This window comes from Sphingopyxis sp. L1A2A (assembly GCF_005502465.1).
Lineage (GTDB): Bacteria > Pseudomonadota > Alphaproteobacteria > Sphingomonadales > Sphingomonadaceae > Sphingopyxis.
In genome coordinates this window covers 43,238-59,008 of sequence record NZ_SCOT01000011.1, presented here as the reverse complement: position 1 = coordinate 59,008, position 15,771 = coordinate 43,238, and the positions used below count along the sequence as shown (strand labels likewise).

Here is a 15,771-nt window from a genome sequence, read left to right as displayed (position 1 = left end):
ATCCCGGCACCGCCGTTACGCCACGGCTTCCATCGCGAAGGCGGCCCGCAATCCCCGGGCCGCCGTTCCCACCGCGACATCGGCCTGCGGCAACATGCCCAGCATGCTGGCAAAGCCGTGGATCACGCCGGGGAAATGGTCGTGCGTCACCGTCACGCCCGCCGCCTTCAGCCGCTCGGCATAGGCGATGCCTTCGTCGCGCAGCGGGTCATACTCGGCGGTGACGATGGTCGCCGACGGCAGGCCGGCGAGGCTGTCGGCGCGGATCGGGGTCGCGAGCGCGCCAGCGGCGCGACCGGCATCGCCCAGATATTGCGCCCAGAACCACTGCATCATTTCGCTGCTCAGCATATAGCCGGTGGCGTTTTCGATATGGGAGGCGCGGGTGAAGTCATTGTCGATGACGGGATAGAGGAGCAGCTGGTGCGCGATCGCGGGGCCGCCTTCGTCGCGCGTCGCGAGGCACAGAGCGGCGGACAAATTGCCGCCCGCGCTGTCGCCGCCGACCGCGATCCGGCTAGCGTCGATGCCGAGGGTGCTGGCCTCTGCGGCGGCAGTCACCACGGCGGCGCGGACGGTATCGAGCGCGGTCGGAAAGCGATGCTCGGGCGCGCGCGGATATTCGAGCGAGAGCACCGCGACCTCGGCGGCGGCGGCGAGCGCGCGGCACAGCGGATCATGGGTGTCGAGCGTCCCGAACACCCAGCCGCCGCCGTGGATGAAGACGAGCAGTGGCAGCGTCGTGCCGGGCATGGGGTGATAAAGGCGCGCCTTCACGGCTCCGGCGCTGGTGTCGAGCGTCACATCGCGGACCTCGGCCACGCCGGCCTTGGGGACAGGCATCGGCTGTTCGTCAGCGAGGCGCAGCGCGGCAGGATCGAAGGGCGCGTTCATGTGCGGCAGCGCGTTCATCATGTCGAGCAGCGGCGCGAGGGCAGGATCAATGGGCATGGCAAAGCTCTCCGGCTTGTGGGATGGAATGGATGGAAATGAAGGTGCGATGGTGAAGGCAGGCGGACCGACCGCGGAATTTTCGAAGCTGCTCGCCGACCTGTTCGGCGGTTTGCTGGCGGACACGCCGTGGGAGGATTTCCTGCGCGGTCTCGCGCTCTATCTCGACGGCACTTACGCGACGCTGATCCTGACAATGCCCGGCACGCGCAAGCCCGGGACGATCGTCACCCCCGACGCCGATCCGCAAACCAGCGAAGATTATGCCGAAAGCTTCTTTGCCAACGATCCGTTCAAGGGGCTGCCCGAAGGCAAGGTCATGTCCTTTAGCGACTTTGTCCAAGGCGCGGCGCGCGCGAGCGATTTTTGGCGCGACTTCCTCGAAGCCGCGGGAGGCGACCAGATCCTCGGCGTCGACCTGCGTTTCGACAGCGGTTTCGAGGCGCGGCTTCGGGTGACGCGCGACAGCAGCCGTCACGATTTCGGCGCCGCCGAACGCGATGCGTTGCAGACGCTCGTCCCGCATCTGCGCCATGCGATCCAGCTGTTCGAACGGTTGCAGGCGTCGGGCGCCGAACATGGCGTCTATCGCGGCGTTGTCGAACAAATGGGCGTCGCGGCGATCACGCTCGACCACGACGGAAAGGTGATCCGCACCAACGCGGTTGCCGAGCGGTTGCTGGCCGAGGAAGACGGGCTGACACTGGCGGGCGGGCGGCTCCGGCTGGCGGCGGGTACGGCGCACCGAACGCTCGAAAAACTGCTTAAATTGCTCGATGCCGAGACTGATCCCGCCGCCTCGCCGCCGCAGCGCTTCCGTATCGAGCGGCCCTCGGGACGGCGCGATCTGGGCGTCGTCGCCAAGGCGGTGACGACGCCCGCCTTCATGCGCGGCGGCAAGGGCGCGGCGCTGGCGTTGTTCATCAGCGATCCGGGGCAGGATGCGGCGCCCGATCCCGAAGCGATCCGCGACCTGTTCCAGCTGACCCGGATGGAGGCGATGCTCGCCGCGGCGCTTGCCGGCGGCGGTTCGCTGGTCGAGGCGGCCGACCGGCTGGGCATCGCGCACAACACCGCGCGCTCGCACCTGCGCTCGATCTTCGCCAAGACCGGTGCTCGGCGTCAGTCGCAGCTGGTGCACCTGCTCCACGCCGGAATGACCGAATTGGGTGGCTCCAGCACCTAAGGATGTTGCTTCTTTCTGCGTAGATGATAGCATATGTGAATACGAATATCGTATGACATATATAAAATTACTATCATGATGCAGAGAGGATGGGCTGTGAAAGAGGCAATTGGCCAGGTGCCGGATCGCGACGTGCTGGTGGCGCGCGCGTGCGAGCAGACGGGGCTTTCGGATTTCGGCGACACCTGGTTCTTCGCCAATATCGACGCGCTGATCCCGGCGCTCAATACCGAAGCCCGGCTCAGCGAGGCGGGGGTTGCGAGCGCCGCGGCGATGATCGTCAACGGCCTCGTCAACCGCCTGCGGCATGTCGACCTGATCAAGCAGCATCCCGAAATTCTCGACGAGACCGTCGAGGTCGCGGCGGTCGTCGTCGGCCTCCCGCGCACCGGGAGCACGATGCTGCACCGCATGCTGGCCTCGGCGCCGGGGATGACCGGTACCCGCTGGTTCGAGACGCAGAATTATGCACCCTTCCCGGGCGAGGCGCGCGGCGATCCCGAGCCGCGGCGCGCGGCGGCGCGCGGCTTTCTCGACTATATGCTCAGGACGATCCCCGATCTGATGTCGATCCATCCGATGAGTATCGACCAGCCCGACGAGGAGCTGATCATCCTCGGCCAGCTCTATTCGAGCACGATGATCGAGGGGACTTACCATGTTCCGGGCTATGCGCGCTGGCTGACCGAAAACGACGGCATCCAATGCTATCGCGACCTCAAGCAGATTCTCCAGTCGCTGCAATGGCAGGACCAGAGCCGCGCGGGGGCGAAATGGGTGCTCAAGACCCCCGGTCATCTGCTCGCGCTCGACGCGGTGATCGAGATATTCCCCGAGGCGAAGATCGTGATGACGCACCGCGACCCGGTCGCGACGGTGCCGAGCTATTGCAGCATGGAGCACAGCCTTTACCGGATGGTGTCGGACAGCGTCGATCGGGCGAGCGTTGCCGCCTTCTGGGTGCCGCGGCTCGCCGAGTTGCTCGACCGTTTCATGGCGGTGCGCGGACAGGTCGCGGGGCAGAATTTCATCGACGTTCGCTACGCCGATCTGCTCAGCGATCCGATCGGCGAGGGCGTGCGCGTGCTCGAGGCCGCGGGGGTCGATGTCACCGACGCGGTGCGCGCGGGCATGGCCGAGTGGATCGATGCCAACAAGCGCGAGGATCGCGCGCCGCACAAATATGCGCTTGAGGATTTCTGCTTGGTCCGCTCCGATGTAGAACAGCGTTTCGCGGCCTATCGAGCTGCCTTCCTGGAGAGGAAATAAATCGTGACAGAAGCTGTCAATCTTGCTGCGATCGAGGAGATCCGGCTGCTCAAGGCGCGCTACGTGCGCGCGCTCGACACCAAGGACTGGGCGCTGCTGCGCAGCCTGCTCACCGACGACATGGTCGGCGACTTTCGCGAAATGCCGGGTGAGGCCGATGAAAAACTGCTGACCACCGGTGCCGAGGCCTTTGTCGCCGGGGTTGCCGCCGCGCTCGAAAATGCCACGACGGTGCATCATGTCCACAGCTTTGAAATCCGCTTCACCGGCGCACGCGATGCCGAGGGCATCTGGGCGATGGACGACCATTTCTGGGCGGGCGAGGGAAGCGATCTTGCCGGTCGCTCGCGCCACGGTTTCGGACATTATCATGATTGCTATCGCAAGGCGCGCGGGCGCTGGCTGATCGCCAGGACCCGGCTCAGCCGCATCCGCGTCGTGCGCGACTGACGCGCCCTCCGGCTCATTGCGGCATCGGCGGATAGCTGGCCAGATAGCCCGCATCGACGATATGCGACTGCCCGTTGATTCCGCCCGAGCGCGGACTTGCAAGGAACAGCGCGACCTCTGCGATATGCTGGGGCAGCAGCACGCCGCCATAATCGGGAAGCGCGAGCGTGTCGGCCGGCTGGATCGGGGCCTGCTCGGCCACGCCCAGGATCGCGGTCGCGACCGGCCCGGGGCAGATCGCGTTGACGCGCAGACCGCGCGCCGCAAAACTCTGTGACGTCGATCGCACCAGCCCGATCACACCATGTTTGGCGGCGCTATAGGCGGCCGCCACATTCAACCCGATGACGCCCGAGGTCGATGCCGTTACCACCGCCGCACCTTCACGTTCGAGCGCGGGCAGCACCGATTGCAGCCCCAGCCAGGCACCCTTGAGGTTGATCGCGACCATAGTGTCGAGGATCGCGGCGTCGGACTCTTCGAAACCGGTCTGCGCATAGGCACCGGCGTTCAGGAAGGCGGCGTCGAGCCGACCGAAATCCTGCTTTGCCGCAGCGACCATCGCGTCATTGTCCGCGGCGCTGGCGACATCGCAGCGGATGGCGCGCGCGCGACCGCCTTTGGCGCGGATCGCGTCGGCGATCACCTCGGCGCCGGCTTCGTTGATGTCGGCGACCACGACCGCGGCCCCCTCGTCGGCAAAGCGGAACGCCGCCGCGACGCCGATTCCCGAAGCGCCGCCGGTTACCAGCGCGACCTTGCCTTCGAACATGCCCATCTCGATCCTCTCTCCATCCGTCGTTGCCCGATTTCGTAGCACCGGCACGGTCAGGCGAATTGATCCAATTGGACGAGGAACGGGCGCCCCATGCTTGCGAAAAATGCCGCAGGGAGGTCCGCGAAAATCGACGACGTGCGATAAAACTCTGCCTTTGGTAAGCGCATGACATAAGTGAAAATTCTATTTGATGTTGAAATGCGTTTTATTCGATGTCATTTGTCATGCATAATATGGGCATCATCGCGGAGATGATCCGGGTCGCGGAGGGGCAAAGATGAAAAATTACAGGTATTTCGCGCGTGCTTCGGTTGCGCTGGTGGCGCTTGCCACTGCGCAGCCGCTTTTTGCGCAGGAGCAGGCGCCCGCCGCCGAGGACGCGGCGAACGAAGACGACTCCACCGAGATCGTCGTCACCGCGCGCCGGCGCGAGGAAAAGCTGCAGGACGTACCCATCGCGATCACCGCGATCGGCGGCGCGCAGCTTGACTCGCGCGGCTTTGACGGCGTCACCGACGTCGGCCAGGTCGCGCCCAACCTTCAGTTCACGCCGGGGCAGGGCGGCAACAGCGGCGGCGTTTCGGCGTTCATCCGCGGCGTCGGCGAGAATGACTTCATCATCACCTCCGATCCCGCGGTCGCGCTCTATATCGACGGCGTCTATGTCGCGCGCAGCTTTGGCGCGACCACCGAGCTTCTGGGCATCGACCGGATCGAAGTGCTGCGCGGGCCGCAGGGGTCGCTGTTCGGCAAGAATACGATCGGCGGCGCGATCAGCGTCGTCTCGCGTGTGCCGAGGGGTAACCGGATCGAAGGCGACATCCGCTATGGCTCGTTCAACGATCTCCGGCTACGCGCCAATGTCGAGGCAGGGCTTTCGGACAATCTCGCGATCGGGGTCGCCGCGCTGGGCGAATGGGGCGAGGGCTGGCAGAAAGTCCCCTCGGGCAAGAATCTGGGCAATCGCAATGTTCAGGCGGGCCGGCTGACGCTGCATTATGGTGCGTCGCCGATCGATGCGGTGCTGACCGTCGACGGGCTGCGCCGCCGCCAGAACAGCACGCCGCACAGCATGCTATCCTTTACCCCGACTTTCTTCTCGGGACTGCAATCGGCCTTCATTGCGCCGTGCTGCACCGCGCCCGGCAGCATCAACCGCACCGACACCAGTGATTTCCTCAACCGCGACGAGACCGATGCCGCCAATGCGACGCTGACGCTTTCGGCCGATCTGGGCGGCGGCACGTTGAAGTCGATCAGCGCCTATCGCTGGGTCCATGCGATCTTCGGGCGCGATGGCGATGCCTCGGCGGCGGTCAATTATGCGGGCGACATCCACGACGAGAGTGCGCGCCAGATCTCGCAGGAACTGCAATATGCGACCAGCCTGTTCGATCGCGGCTCGCTGTTGCTCGGCGCCTATTATTTCCGCGAAAAGTCGCGCGACGACACCACGCTCTACGTTGCCGACGGACTTTATCCGCGCCTGATCGCGGCGGGCTTCGACCCCGCGCTCGCCACCGCGCTCGATTTCAACATCGACTTCGCCAATCGGCAGAAGACGACCAATTATGCGCTGTTCGGCAACGCCACCTTCGACGTCACCGATGCGCTGACGCTCGAACTCGGCGCGCGCTACACTTGGGAAAAGAAGGTCTGGGATCAGGCCGCGATGCGGATCTACAGCCAGCAGCCGCTGCTTTCGGGCATGCCCTCGTACCGGCTGAGCGAGGACTGGAAGGCGTTCACGCCGCGCGCTTCGCTCTCGTATAAATTCACCCCCGATATTCTCGGCTATGTCTCCTGGTCGCGGGGGTTCCGCAGCGGCGGCTTCAACGGACGGCCGACCTCGGTCGAGGAAATCGGGTCCTATGATCCCGAATATCTGACCGCCTATGAGGCGGGGCTCAAGACGACGCTCGGCGGGCTTGTCACGCTGAACCTCTCGGCCTTCCGCAACGATTACAAGGATCAGCAACTGCTCATCTCGACGGTCAGCCCGAACACCGGTCTGATCGTGGTGCGCACCGACAATGCCGGCAAGTCGCGGATTCAGGGGATCGAGCTGGAGGGTGACGTTCGCGTCTCGCGCGAGCTGCGACTGAGCGGTTCGTTCGGCTATCTCGATGCGAAATATCTGCGCTATACCTCGGTGATCGGCGGCGTTCCGACCGATGTCAGCTTCCGCAATCCGAAGCAGGCGCCCGACCTCACCGCGAGCGGCAGCATCGTCTATTCGGTCGCGCTGTCGGACAGCGTCGATGCGAGCTTCCGCCTCGACGCCGCCTACCGCAGCCTCACCTGGATCGATGTCGAAAATTCGCCGCTGATGCGCGCGCCCGATCATGCGATCCTGAACGCCAGCGCCGAATTCACGCTGCCCGCCAGGGGGCTGTCGCTTCGCCTCGCGGTCGACAATCTGACCGACAAGCGCGTGCTGACCGCGGGCTATGACGCCTCGACCAGCTTCGGCTTTGTGGAGGGCTATTTTAATGAACCACGCCGCTACTGGGCAACACTCAGCTTCCGGCGCTGACGGGGCAGGGGGCGGCCGCATGGCGCGGCCGGACCCTTTGCCATCGATCGATAAGGGGAATGGCATGCGAGCGATGGTGATCAACGGGTTCGGCGGTCCCGACCAGCTTGTCTGGGGCGATCTGCCCACACCCGAAGCCGGCGCGGGTGAGGTGCTGGTCCGGGTCATCTGCGCCGGGGTCAACCCCGCCGACTGGAAAACGCGCGTCGGCAAGCTGTCAGCCTACATCGACTATCACTTTCCGTTCGTGCTCGGTTTCGACTTCGCCGGCATTGTCGAGGCGGTCGGCGAGGGCGTCGACGCGTTTGGTCCCGGCGACCGTGTCTTCGGCATGTCCAAACAGGGGCAAGGACGCGATGGCTCCTATGCCGAATATTGCATCGCCGACGCGGCTTTTGTCGCCGCGCTGCCGCAGGGCTGGCGTTTTGCACAGGCTGCCGCGCTGCCGGTCGCAGGGACGACGGCCTATGGCGGGCTTGTCGACGTCGGCGGATTGTCGGCAGGGCAGACCGTGCTCATCAACGGCGGCGCGGGCGGCGTCGGCAGCATCTGCATCCAGATCGCGCACGCGCTTGGTGCGCGCGTCGCGGCGACCTGCGGCCCGGACAATATGGCCTATGTCAGGGGTTTCGGCGCCGACCACGCGATCGACTATCGCGCTGGCGATGTCGCAGAGGCGGTACGCCAATGGGCGCCCGGCGGCGTCGATCTTGTTCTCGATGCGGTCGGACTCGACAGCCTGCTGCCATCCGCGGTCGATATCGTCGCGCCGGGTGGCCGCTATGTCGAGATTGCAACGCTGGTGTCGCAGGCGAGCGCCGATGAGGTCGCGCGTGCCGCGGCGAACGGCGTGAGCATCCTGTCCAACATGACCGCCGTCATGCGCCTGCCGCAGCATCTGACGGAACTGGCGGCCTTATGCGCCGCGGGCGGGGTGAAGCCGCCCGCGATCGAGATCCTGCCGCTCGGCGAAGCAGCCGAGGCGCATCGCCGCATCGAAGGACAGCATGTCCGCGGCAAGATCATCCTGGAGGTAGCGCCCCATGACGACTGATGACACGGCGGCTGCGCCGATGGTCCATGCGATCGACGAGATTGTCGCGAAGCCGGGCGAGGGCAAGGCGCTGCTCGGCGATTATCTGGCGCGCTATGCGCCCGGCGCGCGGGCGCGCGGCATGACGCTCGAACAGATATTGGTGAGCCCGCCGATGTGGCTCGACGATCAGTCGAACACCCTCGTCTTTCGCTGGTCGCTCGCCGATGCGGGGGCATGGTGGCAGATGCGCTTCGTCGGCGGCAACGACCCCGATGTCGCGGCCTGGTGGGCCGATGTCGATCCGCGGGCGGTCAGCCGGCGGCGCTTTTTCGCTTCGGCCCCTGCCGATATCGAAAGGCTCTGCGATGTATAAGCTGACCCGGCTTGTCACCGTCGCCGATCCCGCGGGTGTTGCGGCGTTGGCCGATGAGATACACGCGCTGGCTACGGCGCACGCCGCCTATCGCCAGCTGGTCGCCCCGACGCTGGTGGGGAGCCATTTCGGCGGCGACCTCCTCGCCCATTTTGCATTCGACGACGCGGTGCAGCGCGCCGATTTCGACGCGGCGCTGGCGCCGCTGCTTACCACCCCGGCGGTCGTTTCGGTCGATGGCGTTGCCTATCAAAGCGGATTGGGCGGTCGGTCTGATCCCGGGCTTGCGAACGGTGTCTATCGCGTGCTGTTGCTCAGCGTCGATGAAGGCGCCGACCCGGTTGTCGTCGCGCGTTTCGAGGGAGAAACGCGGATGATGCCGCACTATATCCCGGCAATCCGCAACTGGCAGCTGAGCCGCGCCGACAAAGCGGTCGGCGCGCGCCGCTGGACGCATATCTGGGAACAGGAATATGCCGATGCCAGCGGGTTGATGGGGCCCTATATGATGCATCCCTATCATTGGGCGCGGATCGATCGCTGGTTCGATCCCGAATGCCCCGACCGGATCGTCGATGCGCGGCTCTGTCACAGTTTCTGCGCGCTTGAGGCATCGATCCTTTAGCGTGATAAGCAGCCGATGACGGCACCCGCGCCCCCGCTCACGCAAAGCGTCTATCTGGTCGAGGCGCTGAAGCGTGTGCTGAAGGAGCGCGGGATGACCTATGCCGATGTCGCGGGCGCGCTCGGCATCAGCCATGCGAGCGTGCGGCGCATCTTTGCGCAGCGCAGCTTCACCCTCGCGCGGATCGACGAGATTTGTGAACTCGTCGGCGTCGATTTTCTCGCGCTCGCGCGGATGGCGGGCGACATGCGGCCCGCGATGCCTACGACGCTGACCGATGCGCAGGAACAGGCGCTGGTCGACGATCCGCTTGCGCTGTTCTGCTTTCACCTCGCGACCGACGGCTGGACCGTCGAACGGATCGAGCGCGACTATGCGATCGACCAGACCTTGCTGATCCCGGCGCTGATGAAGCTCGAACGCATCGGATTGATCCAGCTGCTTCCCGGCAACGTCATGCGCCTCATGACGGCGCGCAGCATCAGCTGGCGCCGCGGCGGGCCGATGCGGCGTTTCTTCGACCGGCGGGTGAAGGAGGAGTTTCTCCAATATGATTTCTCGGCCAAGGGCTCGATCTGGGAGTTCGAGATCGGCGAGCTGTCCGATGCCTCGCGCATCCTGCTCGAACGTCGGCTCGCCAGCCTGTTTCGCGAAGTCCGCGATCTGATCGCGCGCGATGCCTTGCTGCCGCCCGCGGTGAAGACCAACATCGGCTTGCTGATCGCATCGACCCCGATCCCGTTGCCGATGGTCGCGCGCGACGTCACCGCGGGCGCGTTCGGTCCCGAAAGTCGCGAAATACGATCCTTGAAGGATTAAAATTCGCTACAATCATGCGACCCTCTCGGCGATGCCGCGCGTTGGCGCGATACCCGATCGCAAGCCGGCCCCGATGTCGGCGCGAGAGGGAGAAATTCGATGTCGGCAATCGCCATGCAGCCGCCCGCGATGCGCGGCGGCGTCCCGTTCCTTGGTCACCTGACGGACTTCTTCAAGGATCCGGTCGGATTGCTGCGCCGGGGCTATCAGGAACATGGCCCGATCTATTCCTTCCGCATGGGCGGACGGAACATGGTCGTGATGCTCGGACCCGATAACAATCGCTTCGTCTTTCAGGAAACCGACAAACTGCTGTCGATCCGCGAATCGATGCCTTTCTTCCACAAGATGTTTTCGCCCAATTTCTACTCCTTCGCCGAAATGGAGGAGTATCTGAACCAGCGCGCCGTCATCATGCCGCGCTTCAAGGCGTCGGCGATGAAGCAATATGTGCCGGTGATGGCCGAAGAGACGATGGCGCTCTGTCACCGCCTCGGCGACTGCGGCGAATTCGATCTCATCTCGACCCTTGGGCCGGTGGTCATGGATATCGCGGCGCACAGTTTCATGGGGCGCGATTTCAAGCAGAAGCTGGGCCATGAATTTTTCGAGCTGTTCCGCGACTTTTCGGGCGGGATGGAATTCGTCCTGCCGCTCTGGCTCCCGACGAAGAAAATGCGCCGCAGCCAGGCCGCCAAGAAAAAACTCCACCAGATCCTCGGCGACTGGATCAGGCAGCGGCGTGCAAACCCGATCGAGCCGGCGGACTTTTTCCAGGACATGGTCGCGTCGACCTATCCCGACGGCCGCCCGATCCCCGACGAGCTGATCATCCACATGATCCTGCTGCTCGTCTGGGCGGGGCATGAAACGACGGCGGGGCAGGTCAGCTGGGCGATGATCGACATCCTCCAGAACCGCGAATATCAGGATGTGCTGCGGGGCGAGATCGCCGCCATATTGGGTTCGGCCTCGGGCGCCGATCTCAGCTGGGAACAGGCGATCGCGATGCAGAAGATGGATCTCGCGCTCCGCGAGACCGAGCGGCTGCACCCGGTGGCCTTCACGATGATCCGCAAGGCGGCCGCCGACTTCGAGCGCGACGGCTATCAGGTTCGCGAAGGCGACTGGATCTTGCTCGCGCCCTCGGTCAGCCACCGGATGAGCGAAATTTTCGACCGGCCCGACGACTATGACCCCGAGCGGTTCAACACCGAACGCGCGGACAGCAAGGTCGAATCGAACAGCCTGATCGGCTTTGGCGGCGGCATGCACCGCTGTGCCGGGGTCAATTTCGCGCGGATGGAGATGAAGGCGCTGATCGCTATCCTGCTCCAGCGCTACGACATGGAATTGATCGACACGCCGCGCCCGATCGCCGGAGCGGGCACCTATTGGCCCGAACAGCCGTGCCGGGTGCGGTACAACCGGCGAACCATCGCCGCCCGTTCGGCCGCCGATCTCGATGCGCTTGCCAGTGCCGCGGGCTGTCCGATGCACGCGAAGGGTAAAAACTGATGGCCCGCGTGACCTATGTCCAGCCCGACGGGAGCGAAAAAACCTGCACCAACTTCGAGGGCATGGCGGTCATGCACCTTGCCATCGGCAATCTGATCGACGGGATCGATGCCCTGTGCGGCGGCGTCCGCCAGTGCGGCACCTGCCATGTCTATGTCGACGATGCCTGGGTCGAGCGAGTCGGGCCGCCAGGTGAGGATGAGGCCGTCATGCTCGATGCGCTGGCCGACTTTATCGACGTCACACCGGGCAGCCGGTTGAGTTGCCAGATCCATATCACCGAAGAACTGGATGGGCTGAGGATTCATATCCCGAAGGAGCAGCCCGGGATTTAAATGGGTTAGGGGCGGAAACTGGGGCGGCTTTTGCCGCCCCTTTTTTTGGCCCTGGGCAAACCACCAAAAGGGGGTGTTGGATTGCCTTCTTGCGTAGTTATATATTGCACATAATACGCAAGGCGTGATATTTGACCAGAAAACGGCACATAATACGCCGTAATCGATAAAATGGAGGGACGGGACTGATGAAGCTACGCACACATCATCGCACGCAGCTTGCCGCTATCGCATTGATGGCGCCTTGGATCGCCAATGCCGCGCAAGCGCAGCAGGCCGAACCGGCGCCGCAGGCCGAGGATAGTGCGTCCGAGGGACTGACCGAAATCATCGTCACGGCGCAGAAACGTTCGGAAAGCCTGCAGGACACGCCGCTCGCGATTAGTGCGATCAACGCCGAAATGATCGAGCAGCGCGGCATCACCAGCGTCGCCGCGCTGGGCAGCGCGGCCCCCAACCTTATCATCACCGAAACGCCGTCGGCGACGGCCAACCCGTCGATTTCGATCCGCGGCATCGTCGACAACGACCCGATCCTGACCGCCGATCCCGCGGTGGGGCTTTATGTCGATGGCGTCATCGTCGGCCGTTCGGCGGGCGCGCTGTTTGACATGATGGACCTCGAGCGCGTCGAAATCCTGCGCGGACCGCAGGGCACGCTCTATGGCCGCAACACGACGGGCGGTGCGGTCAACCTGATCTCGGCCAAGCCGTCGAAGGATTTCGGCGGCCGCCTGCAAGTCGGCTATGGCAGCTTCAACGAATATATGGTGAAGGCGCTGATCGACACCGGCGAACTGGGCGACACCGGTCTGGCGCTGAAGCTCGGCTATTACCACAGCCAGCGCAACGGCACCGTCGACAATCTGCTCGAACCCTCCGACAAGCGCGATCCGGGCGCGCGCAACACCGACGCCGTTCGCGCCGCGGTGCGCTTTGACAAGGGCACGGGCTTCACCGCCGACTATGTCTTTGACTCCAGCGACCGGAACGGCCGCGCCAATGCCTTTCAGTTGCGGGCGATCCGCCCCGACATCCTGCAATATCTGAGCTTCTCGCCCGCGTTCGGCGGGGCGGCGCCGCAGTTTTCGCCGGACAGGCTTTCGCAGATCCGGCTCGACCGCGACGGCAATGCCCATGACAAGGTGCAGGGGCATTCGCTGACCCTCAACCTCGAGATCGGCGACGCGACGCTGCGCTCGATCACCGGTTATCGCAAATGGGACAATGTGAGCGAAAGCTCGGATCTCGACGGCAATGGCGGGCTCGTCGGTTTCCTCGTCAGCCCCGCGATCCTGGCGCCGCCCAATGCCTTCATCCCGCAGGGCATCGGCCCGGTCGACCTGTTCCACACCAGCAATGAGCGGCATCAAAAGCAGTTCAGCCAAGAATTCAACCTGATCGGCTCGATCGGCGACGAGTTCGACTATGTCCTCGGCGCCTATTATTTCCGCGAGCGCGCGACCGAGGTGAATCCGCAGGGCTTCACGCTGGTCCTGCCTTCGCCGGTGCCGATCCCGATCGCGCCGGGGGTCAACCTGAACAGCTTTGGCGTCAACCTCGATACCTTGCTGTCCTATCGCCACATCTCGCGGTCGGTCGCGGCGTTCAGCCAGCTTACCTGGAAACCGGCGGCGCTCGACAGCCGGCTAAGCATCACCGGCGGCATTCGCTATACCGAGGACAAGAAACATCTTATCCAGTCGGCGCCGGCACCGACCGCGCCGCGCGACCTGACGCGCAAGTTCAATCGCCTGAACTGGCTTGCCAACGTCTCCTATGACTGGAGCGACGACATCATGACCTATGCCCGGGTGAGCACGGGTTACAAGGCGGGCGGTTTCAACGCGCGGGCCGCGGATAACAATGGCTTCAACCCCGAGGATCTTGTGTCCTATGAAATCGGGTTCAAGAGCGAGCTGTTCGATCGCCGCGTGCGCTTCAACGTCGCCGCTTTCCACGCGATCTATGACGACCTGCAGGTGCAGCAGTTCCTCGCCGGCACCGGCGGCGCGGCCAGCACGACGGTCAACGCCGCGAAGGCCACCTACACCGGCATCGAAGCCGAGCTTCAGGCGCAGATCATCGATGGGCTCACCGTCGATGCGTCGTTCGGCTATACCGACCGCAAATATAAAAGGTTCACCTTCGTCGACCCCATGACCGGTGTCGCAACCGATATTTCGGACTTCGCCAAGTTCCAATATTCGGCCGCGACGACCGCCAATGTCGGCGCGCAATATGAAACCGAGCTCGGCAATTTCGGCAAGCTCATCGCGCGCGCCGACTGGAGCTATCGCAGCAAGGTCTATTGGCACCCCGTCAACCCGTTCAACGAGGAGATTTCCGACGGTGGGGTCGGGCTGCTGAGCGCGCGGCTCTCGATCGCCGATATTGCGGTCGGCGGTGCCAGGGCATCGATCGCGCTGTGGGGCAAGAATCTGACCAAGGAAGATTATGCGCTCTCGGGGATCGACTTCGGTTCGCTTGGTTTCGCCGGCGTCATGTACGGCGATCCGCGCAGCTATGGCGTCGAGCTGGGCTTCAAATTCTAGAAGCTCGCCAGCAATATAATGGTGAGGCCGGGGGTCGCCGATGGGCGGCGCCCGGCTTTGCTTTTGGCCAAGGTCAGGTCGGGGATTATTCCGCGGTTTTGCGGGCCTGATACATCGCTTCGGCGCGTGCCTTGAGCGCATGGGCGGTGTCATCGAAAGCGCGCTTCACCCAGGGGCCGGCGAAACGCATCACATGAATGCCGTTGGGCCCCAGAAAGGCATCGGTCGAATGATAGGCGCAGGCACTGTCGCCCCGCGCCTCGATGACCTGATCGCGACGCGCCGGATAGGGCCAGGCTTCGTCATGCGGAAGCTCCCATGACAGCAGCCGTTCGGGCTCGAATGCGCAGACATATTCGCAATTGGGAAAGGCCGTATCGGGTTCGATATAGCTTTTCAGCGTCATGTTGACCGCCGCGCCCATCGCGAGCGTCGATTCCGCGGCGATGCAGAAGGGGTTCCATTCGCCATAGCGCGGAAGATCGACCAATATCTCCCATACCACCGCGGCGGGGGCGTCGATCTCGACGCGCTCCGAGCGGACGATGGCGTCGGGATCGAGATAGGTCAGCGATTCATCCTTATTACGCACGACATATCCTTTCGGTTTGCGGGGCTTTAGCGGGCGAACGGCCGAATATCGAACTGGCTGGTCGGGATGCAGTCGATCCGGTCGAAATCGATGAAGCGCGCGCAGCTTTCCATCATCAGCCGCTGGTTCTCCGCCAGCCGCGCGGTGTCGCCCACCGCGTCGAAATACACCGCCTCATCGGTCAGCGCGGCGGCGGGGAAACATTCCTCCACCATCGCGACATAGGCGGGCGCGCCATAGCTCAGCGGCCGCACGATCAGATTCTGGACATATTCAAAGTTGCTTTGCGTATCGACCGCGACCGCCGAATGCTGGCGCTGCCAGGCGTCACGCCAGGCGTCCCAGCTCAGCCGCGGCGGCAGGCCCAGAAAGACGATCTGCGAAAAGCCCTCGGTGCGCGCACCGGGCGTCGGCGGATCCAGCGTGTTCGCGATAATGGTGGATTCACTCGCCAGCCACGCGGCATGGCGCGGCGCGGCCTCCGCGATGATCGCATCGACGGCGGCACGCTCGGGGTCGTTCGCGCTCGGCAGCCAGAGCTGGACCACGGCATCCATCTGCGGAAGGGTCGAGGCCATGCGCGGTGAGGTGCCGGCCGCGACGCTGTCATCCTGGACATTGATGCGCACCGCGTGCGCCAGTCCATCCAGCCGCGGCGCGATCTCACCCAGCAGCCGCGCGGTAAAGCGCGCGCCGTCCTCCGCGCTGTCTTTCCACAGGGCGTAAATGATCTTTTCCATGCTGCTCC

At 64.3% G+C, this 15,771-nt stretch carries 15 protein-coding genes; 11 read left to right on the top strand and 4 right to left on the bottom strand.

Translation table 11 applies throughout. The features are described from left to right. Positions 1 to 15: 15 nt before the first annotated feature. Positions 16 to 951, bottom strand: coding sequence for an alpha/beta hydrolase (locus FFS68_RS08995; protein WP_137752852.1), 936 nt, complete (start codon positions 949 to 951; stop codon positions 16 to 18). Between FFS68_RS08995 and FFS68_RS08990 the strand changes: the two genes are divergently transcribed. From FFS68_RS08990 to FFS68_RS08980, 3 genes are all read left to right on the top strand, one after another. Next, positions 950 to 2,137 (top strand): LuxR family transcriptional regulator, encoded by a 1,188-nt coding sequence (locus FFS68_RS08990; protein ID WP_249340098.1) that lies wholly within the window; start codon positions 950 to 952, stop codon positions 2,135 to 2,137. The two genes, FFS68_RS08995 and FFS68_RS08990, sit on opposite strands and share 2 nt — an antisense overlap. Before the next feature lie 96 nt (positions 2,138 to 2,233). Further along, complete coding sequence (locus FFS68_RS08985; protein ID WP_249340097.1) at positions 2,234 to 3,406, top strand: sulfotransferase; 1,173 nt, start codon at positions 2,234 to 2,236, stop codon at positions 3,404 to 3,406. 3 nt (positions 3,407 to 3,409) lie between these two features. Beyond that, a complete protein-coding gene (locus FFS68_RS08980; RefSeq protein WP_137752851.1) occupies positions 3,410 to 3,856 on the top strand; it encodes a nuclear transport factor 2 family protein in 447 nt (148 codons plus the stop codon). A 13-nt stretch (positions 3,857 to 3,869) separates the two neighbouring features. Here the strand turns inward: FFS68_RS08980 and FFS68_RS08975 are convergent, their stop codons facing one another. After that, entirely contained in the window at positions 3,870 to 4,634 is a 765-nt protein-coding gene (locus FFS68_RS08975) for an SDR family NAD(P)-dependent oxidoreductase (RefSeq protein ID WP_249340096.1), read from the bottom strand. A gap of 277 nt (positions 4,635 to 4,911) precedes the next feature. On the opposite strand from FFS68_RS08975, the gene FFS68_RS08970 reads away from it, so the two are divergent. From FFS68_RS08970 to FFS68_RS08935, 8 genes are all read left to right on the top strand, one after another. Continuing rightward, positions 4,912 to 7,170, top strand: coding sequence for a TonB-dependent receptor (locus FFS68_RS08970; protein ID WP_137752850.1), 2,259 nt, complete (start codon positions 4,912 to 4,914; stop codon positions 7,168 to 7,170). A gap of 64 nt (positions 7,171 to 7,234) precedes the next feature. Further along, complete coding sequence (locus tag FFS68_RS08965) at positions 7,235 to 8,224, top strand: NADP-dependent oxidoreductase (protein WP_249340095.1); 990 nt, start codon at positions 7,235 to 7,237, stop codon at positions 8,222 to 8,224. Then, on the top strand, positions 8,214 to 8,579 hold the full coding sequence (locus FFS68_RS08960; RefSeq protein ID WP_137752849.1) for a hypothetical protein: 366 nt from the start codon (positions 8,214 to 8,216) through the stop codon (positions 8,577 to 8,579). The genes FFS68_RS08965 and FFS68_RS08960 overlap by 11 nt, the downstream gene beginning before the upstream one ends. Then, positions 8,572 to 9,204: a Dabb family protein gene (locus FFS68_RS08955; RefSeq protein WP_137752848.1), complete on the top strand. Its 633-nt coding sequence runs from the start codon at positions 8,572 to 8,574 to the stop codon at positions 9,202 to 9,204. Before FFS68_RS08960 ends, FFS68_RS08955 begins: the two co-directional genes overlap by 8 nt. Before the next feature lie 15 nt (positions 9,205 to 9,219). Then, positions 9,220 to 10,023, top strand: coding sequence for a helix-turn-helix transcriptional regulator (locus FFS68_RS08950; protein ID WP_137752847.1), 804 nt, complete (start codon positions 9,220 to 9,222; stop codon positions 10,021 to 10,023). A gap of 99 nt (positions 10,024 to 10,122) precedes the next feature. Further along, positions 10,123 to 11,541: a cytochrome P450 gene (locus tag FFS68_RS08945; RefSeq protein ID WP_137752846.1), complete on the top strand. Its 1,419-nt coding sequence runs from the start codon at positions 10,123 to 10,125 to the stop codon at positions 11,539 to 11,541. Continuing rightward, positions 11,541 to 11,876 (top strand): 2Fe-2S iron-sulfur cluster-binding protein, encoded by a 336-nt coding sequence (locus tag FFS68_RS08940; RefSeq protein ID WP_137752845.1) that lies wholly within the window; start codon positions 11,541 to 11,543, stop codon positions 11,874 to 11,876. Before FFS68_RS08945 ends, FFS68_RS08940 begins: the two co-directional genes overlap by 1 nt. Before the next feature lie 188 nt (positions 11,877 to 12,064). After that, on the top strand, positions 12,065 to 14,431 hold the full coding sequence (locus FFS68_RS08935; RefSeq protein WP_137752844.1) for a TonB-dependent receptor: 2,367 nt from the start codon (positions 12,065 to 12,067) through the stop codon (positions 14,429 to 14,431). A gap of 85 nt (positions 14,432 to 14,516) precedes the next feature. Here the strand turns inward: FFS68_RS08935 and FFS68_RS08930 are convergent, their stop codons facing one another. Then, positions 14,517 to 15,023 (bottom strand): SRPBCC domain-containing protein, encoded by a 507-nt coding sequence (locus FFS68_RS08930; RefSeq protein WP_171003792.1) that lies wholly within the window; start codon positions 15,021 to 15,023, stop codon positions 14,517 to 14,519. Positions 15,024 to 15,049: 26 nt separating this feature from the next. Further along, on the bottom strand, positions 15,050 to 15,763 hold the full coding sequence (locus FFS68_RS08925; RefSeq protein WP_137752843.1) for an EthD domain-containing protein: 714 nt from the start codon (positions 15,761 to 15,763) through the stop codon (positions 15,050 to 15,052). Positions 15,764 to 15,771: the final 8 nt, after the last annotated feature.

What these genes read in the sequence shown, in the direction of transcription:
- FFS68_RS08955 (WP_137752848.1), top strand. Translation starts at nt 8,572, where the DNA reads ATGTATAAGCTGACCCGGCTTGTCACCGTCGCCGATCCCGCGGGTGTT.
- FFS68_RS08990 (WP_249340098.1), top strand. Translation starts at nt 950, where the DNA reads ATGGCAAAGCTCTCCGGCTTGTGGGATGGAATGGATGGAAATGAAGGT.
- FFS68_RS08995 (WP_137752852.1), bottom strand. Translation starts at nt 951, where the DNA reads ATGCCCATTGATCCTGCCCTCGCGCCGCTGCTCGACATGATGAACGCG.
- FFS68_RS08950 (WP_137752847.1), top strand. Translation starts at nt 9,220, where the DNA reads ATGACGGCACCCGCGCCCCCGCTCACGCAAAGCGTCTATCTGGTCGAG.
- FFS68_RS08925 (WP_137752843.1), bottom strand. Translation starts at nt 15,763, where the DNA reads ATGGAAAAGATCATTTACGCCCTGTGGAAAGACAGCGCGGAGGACGGC.
- FFS68_RS08965 (WP_249340095.1), top strand. Translation starts at nt 7,235, where the DNA reads ATGCGAGCGATGGTGATCAACGGGTTCGGCGGTCCCGACCAGCTTGTC.
- FFS68_RS08970 (WP_137752850.1), top strand. Translation starts at nt 4,912, where the DNA reads ATGAAAAATTACAGGTATTTCGCGCGTGCTTCGGTTGCGCTGGTGGCG.
- FFS68_RS08975 (WP_249340096.1), bottom strand. Translation starts at nt 4,634, where the DNA reads ATGGGCATGTTCGAAGGCAAGGTCGCGCTGGTAACCGGCGGCGCTTCG.
- FFS68_RS08935 (WP_137752844.1), top strand. Translation starts at nt 12,065, where the DNA reads ATGAAGCTACGCACACATCATCGCACGCAGCTTGCCGCTATCGCATTG.
- FFS68_RS08945 (WP_137752846.1), top strand. Translation starts at nt 10,123, where the DNA reads ATGTCGGCAATCGCCATGCAGCCGCCCGCGATGCGCGGCGGCGTCCCG.
- FFS68_RS08960 (WP_137752849.1), top strand. Translation starts at nt 8,214, where the DNA reads ATGACGACTGATGACACGGCGGCTGCGCCGATGGTCCATGCGATCGAC.
- FFS68_RS08940 (WP_137752845.1), top strand. Translation starts at nt 11,541, where the DNA reads ATGGCCCGCGTGACCTATGTCCAGCCCGACGGGAGCGAAAAAACCTGC.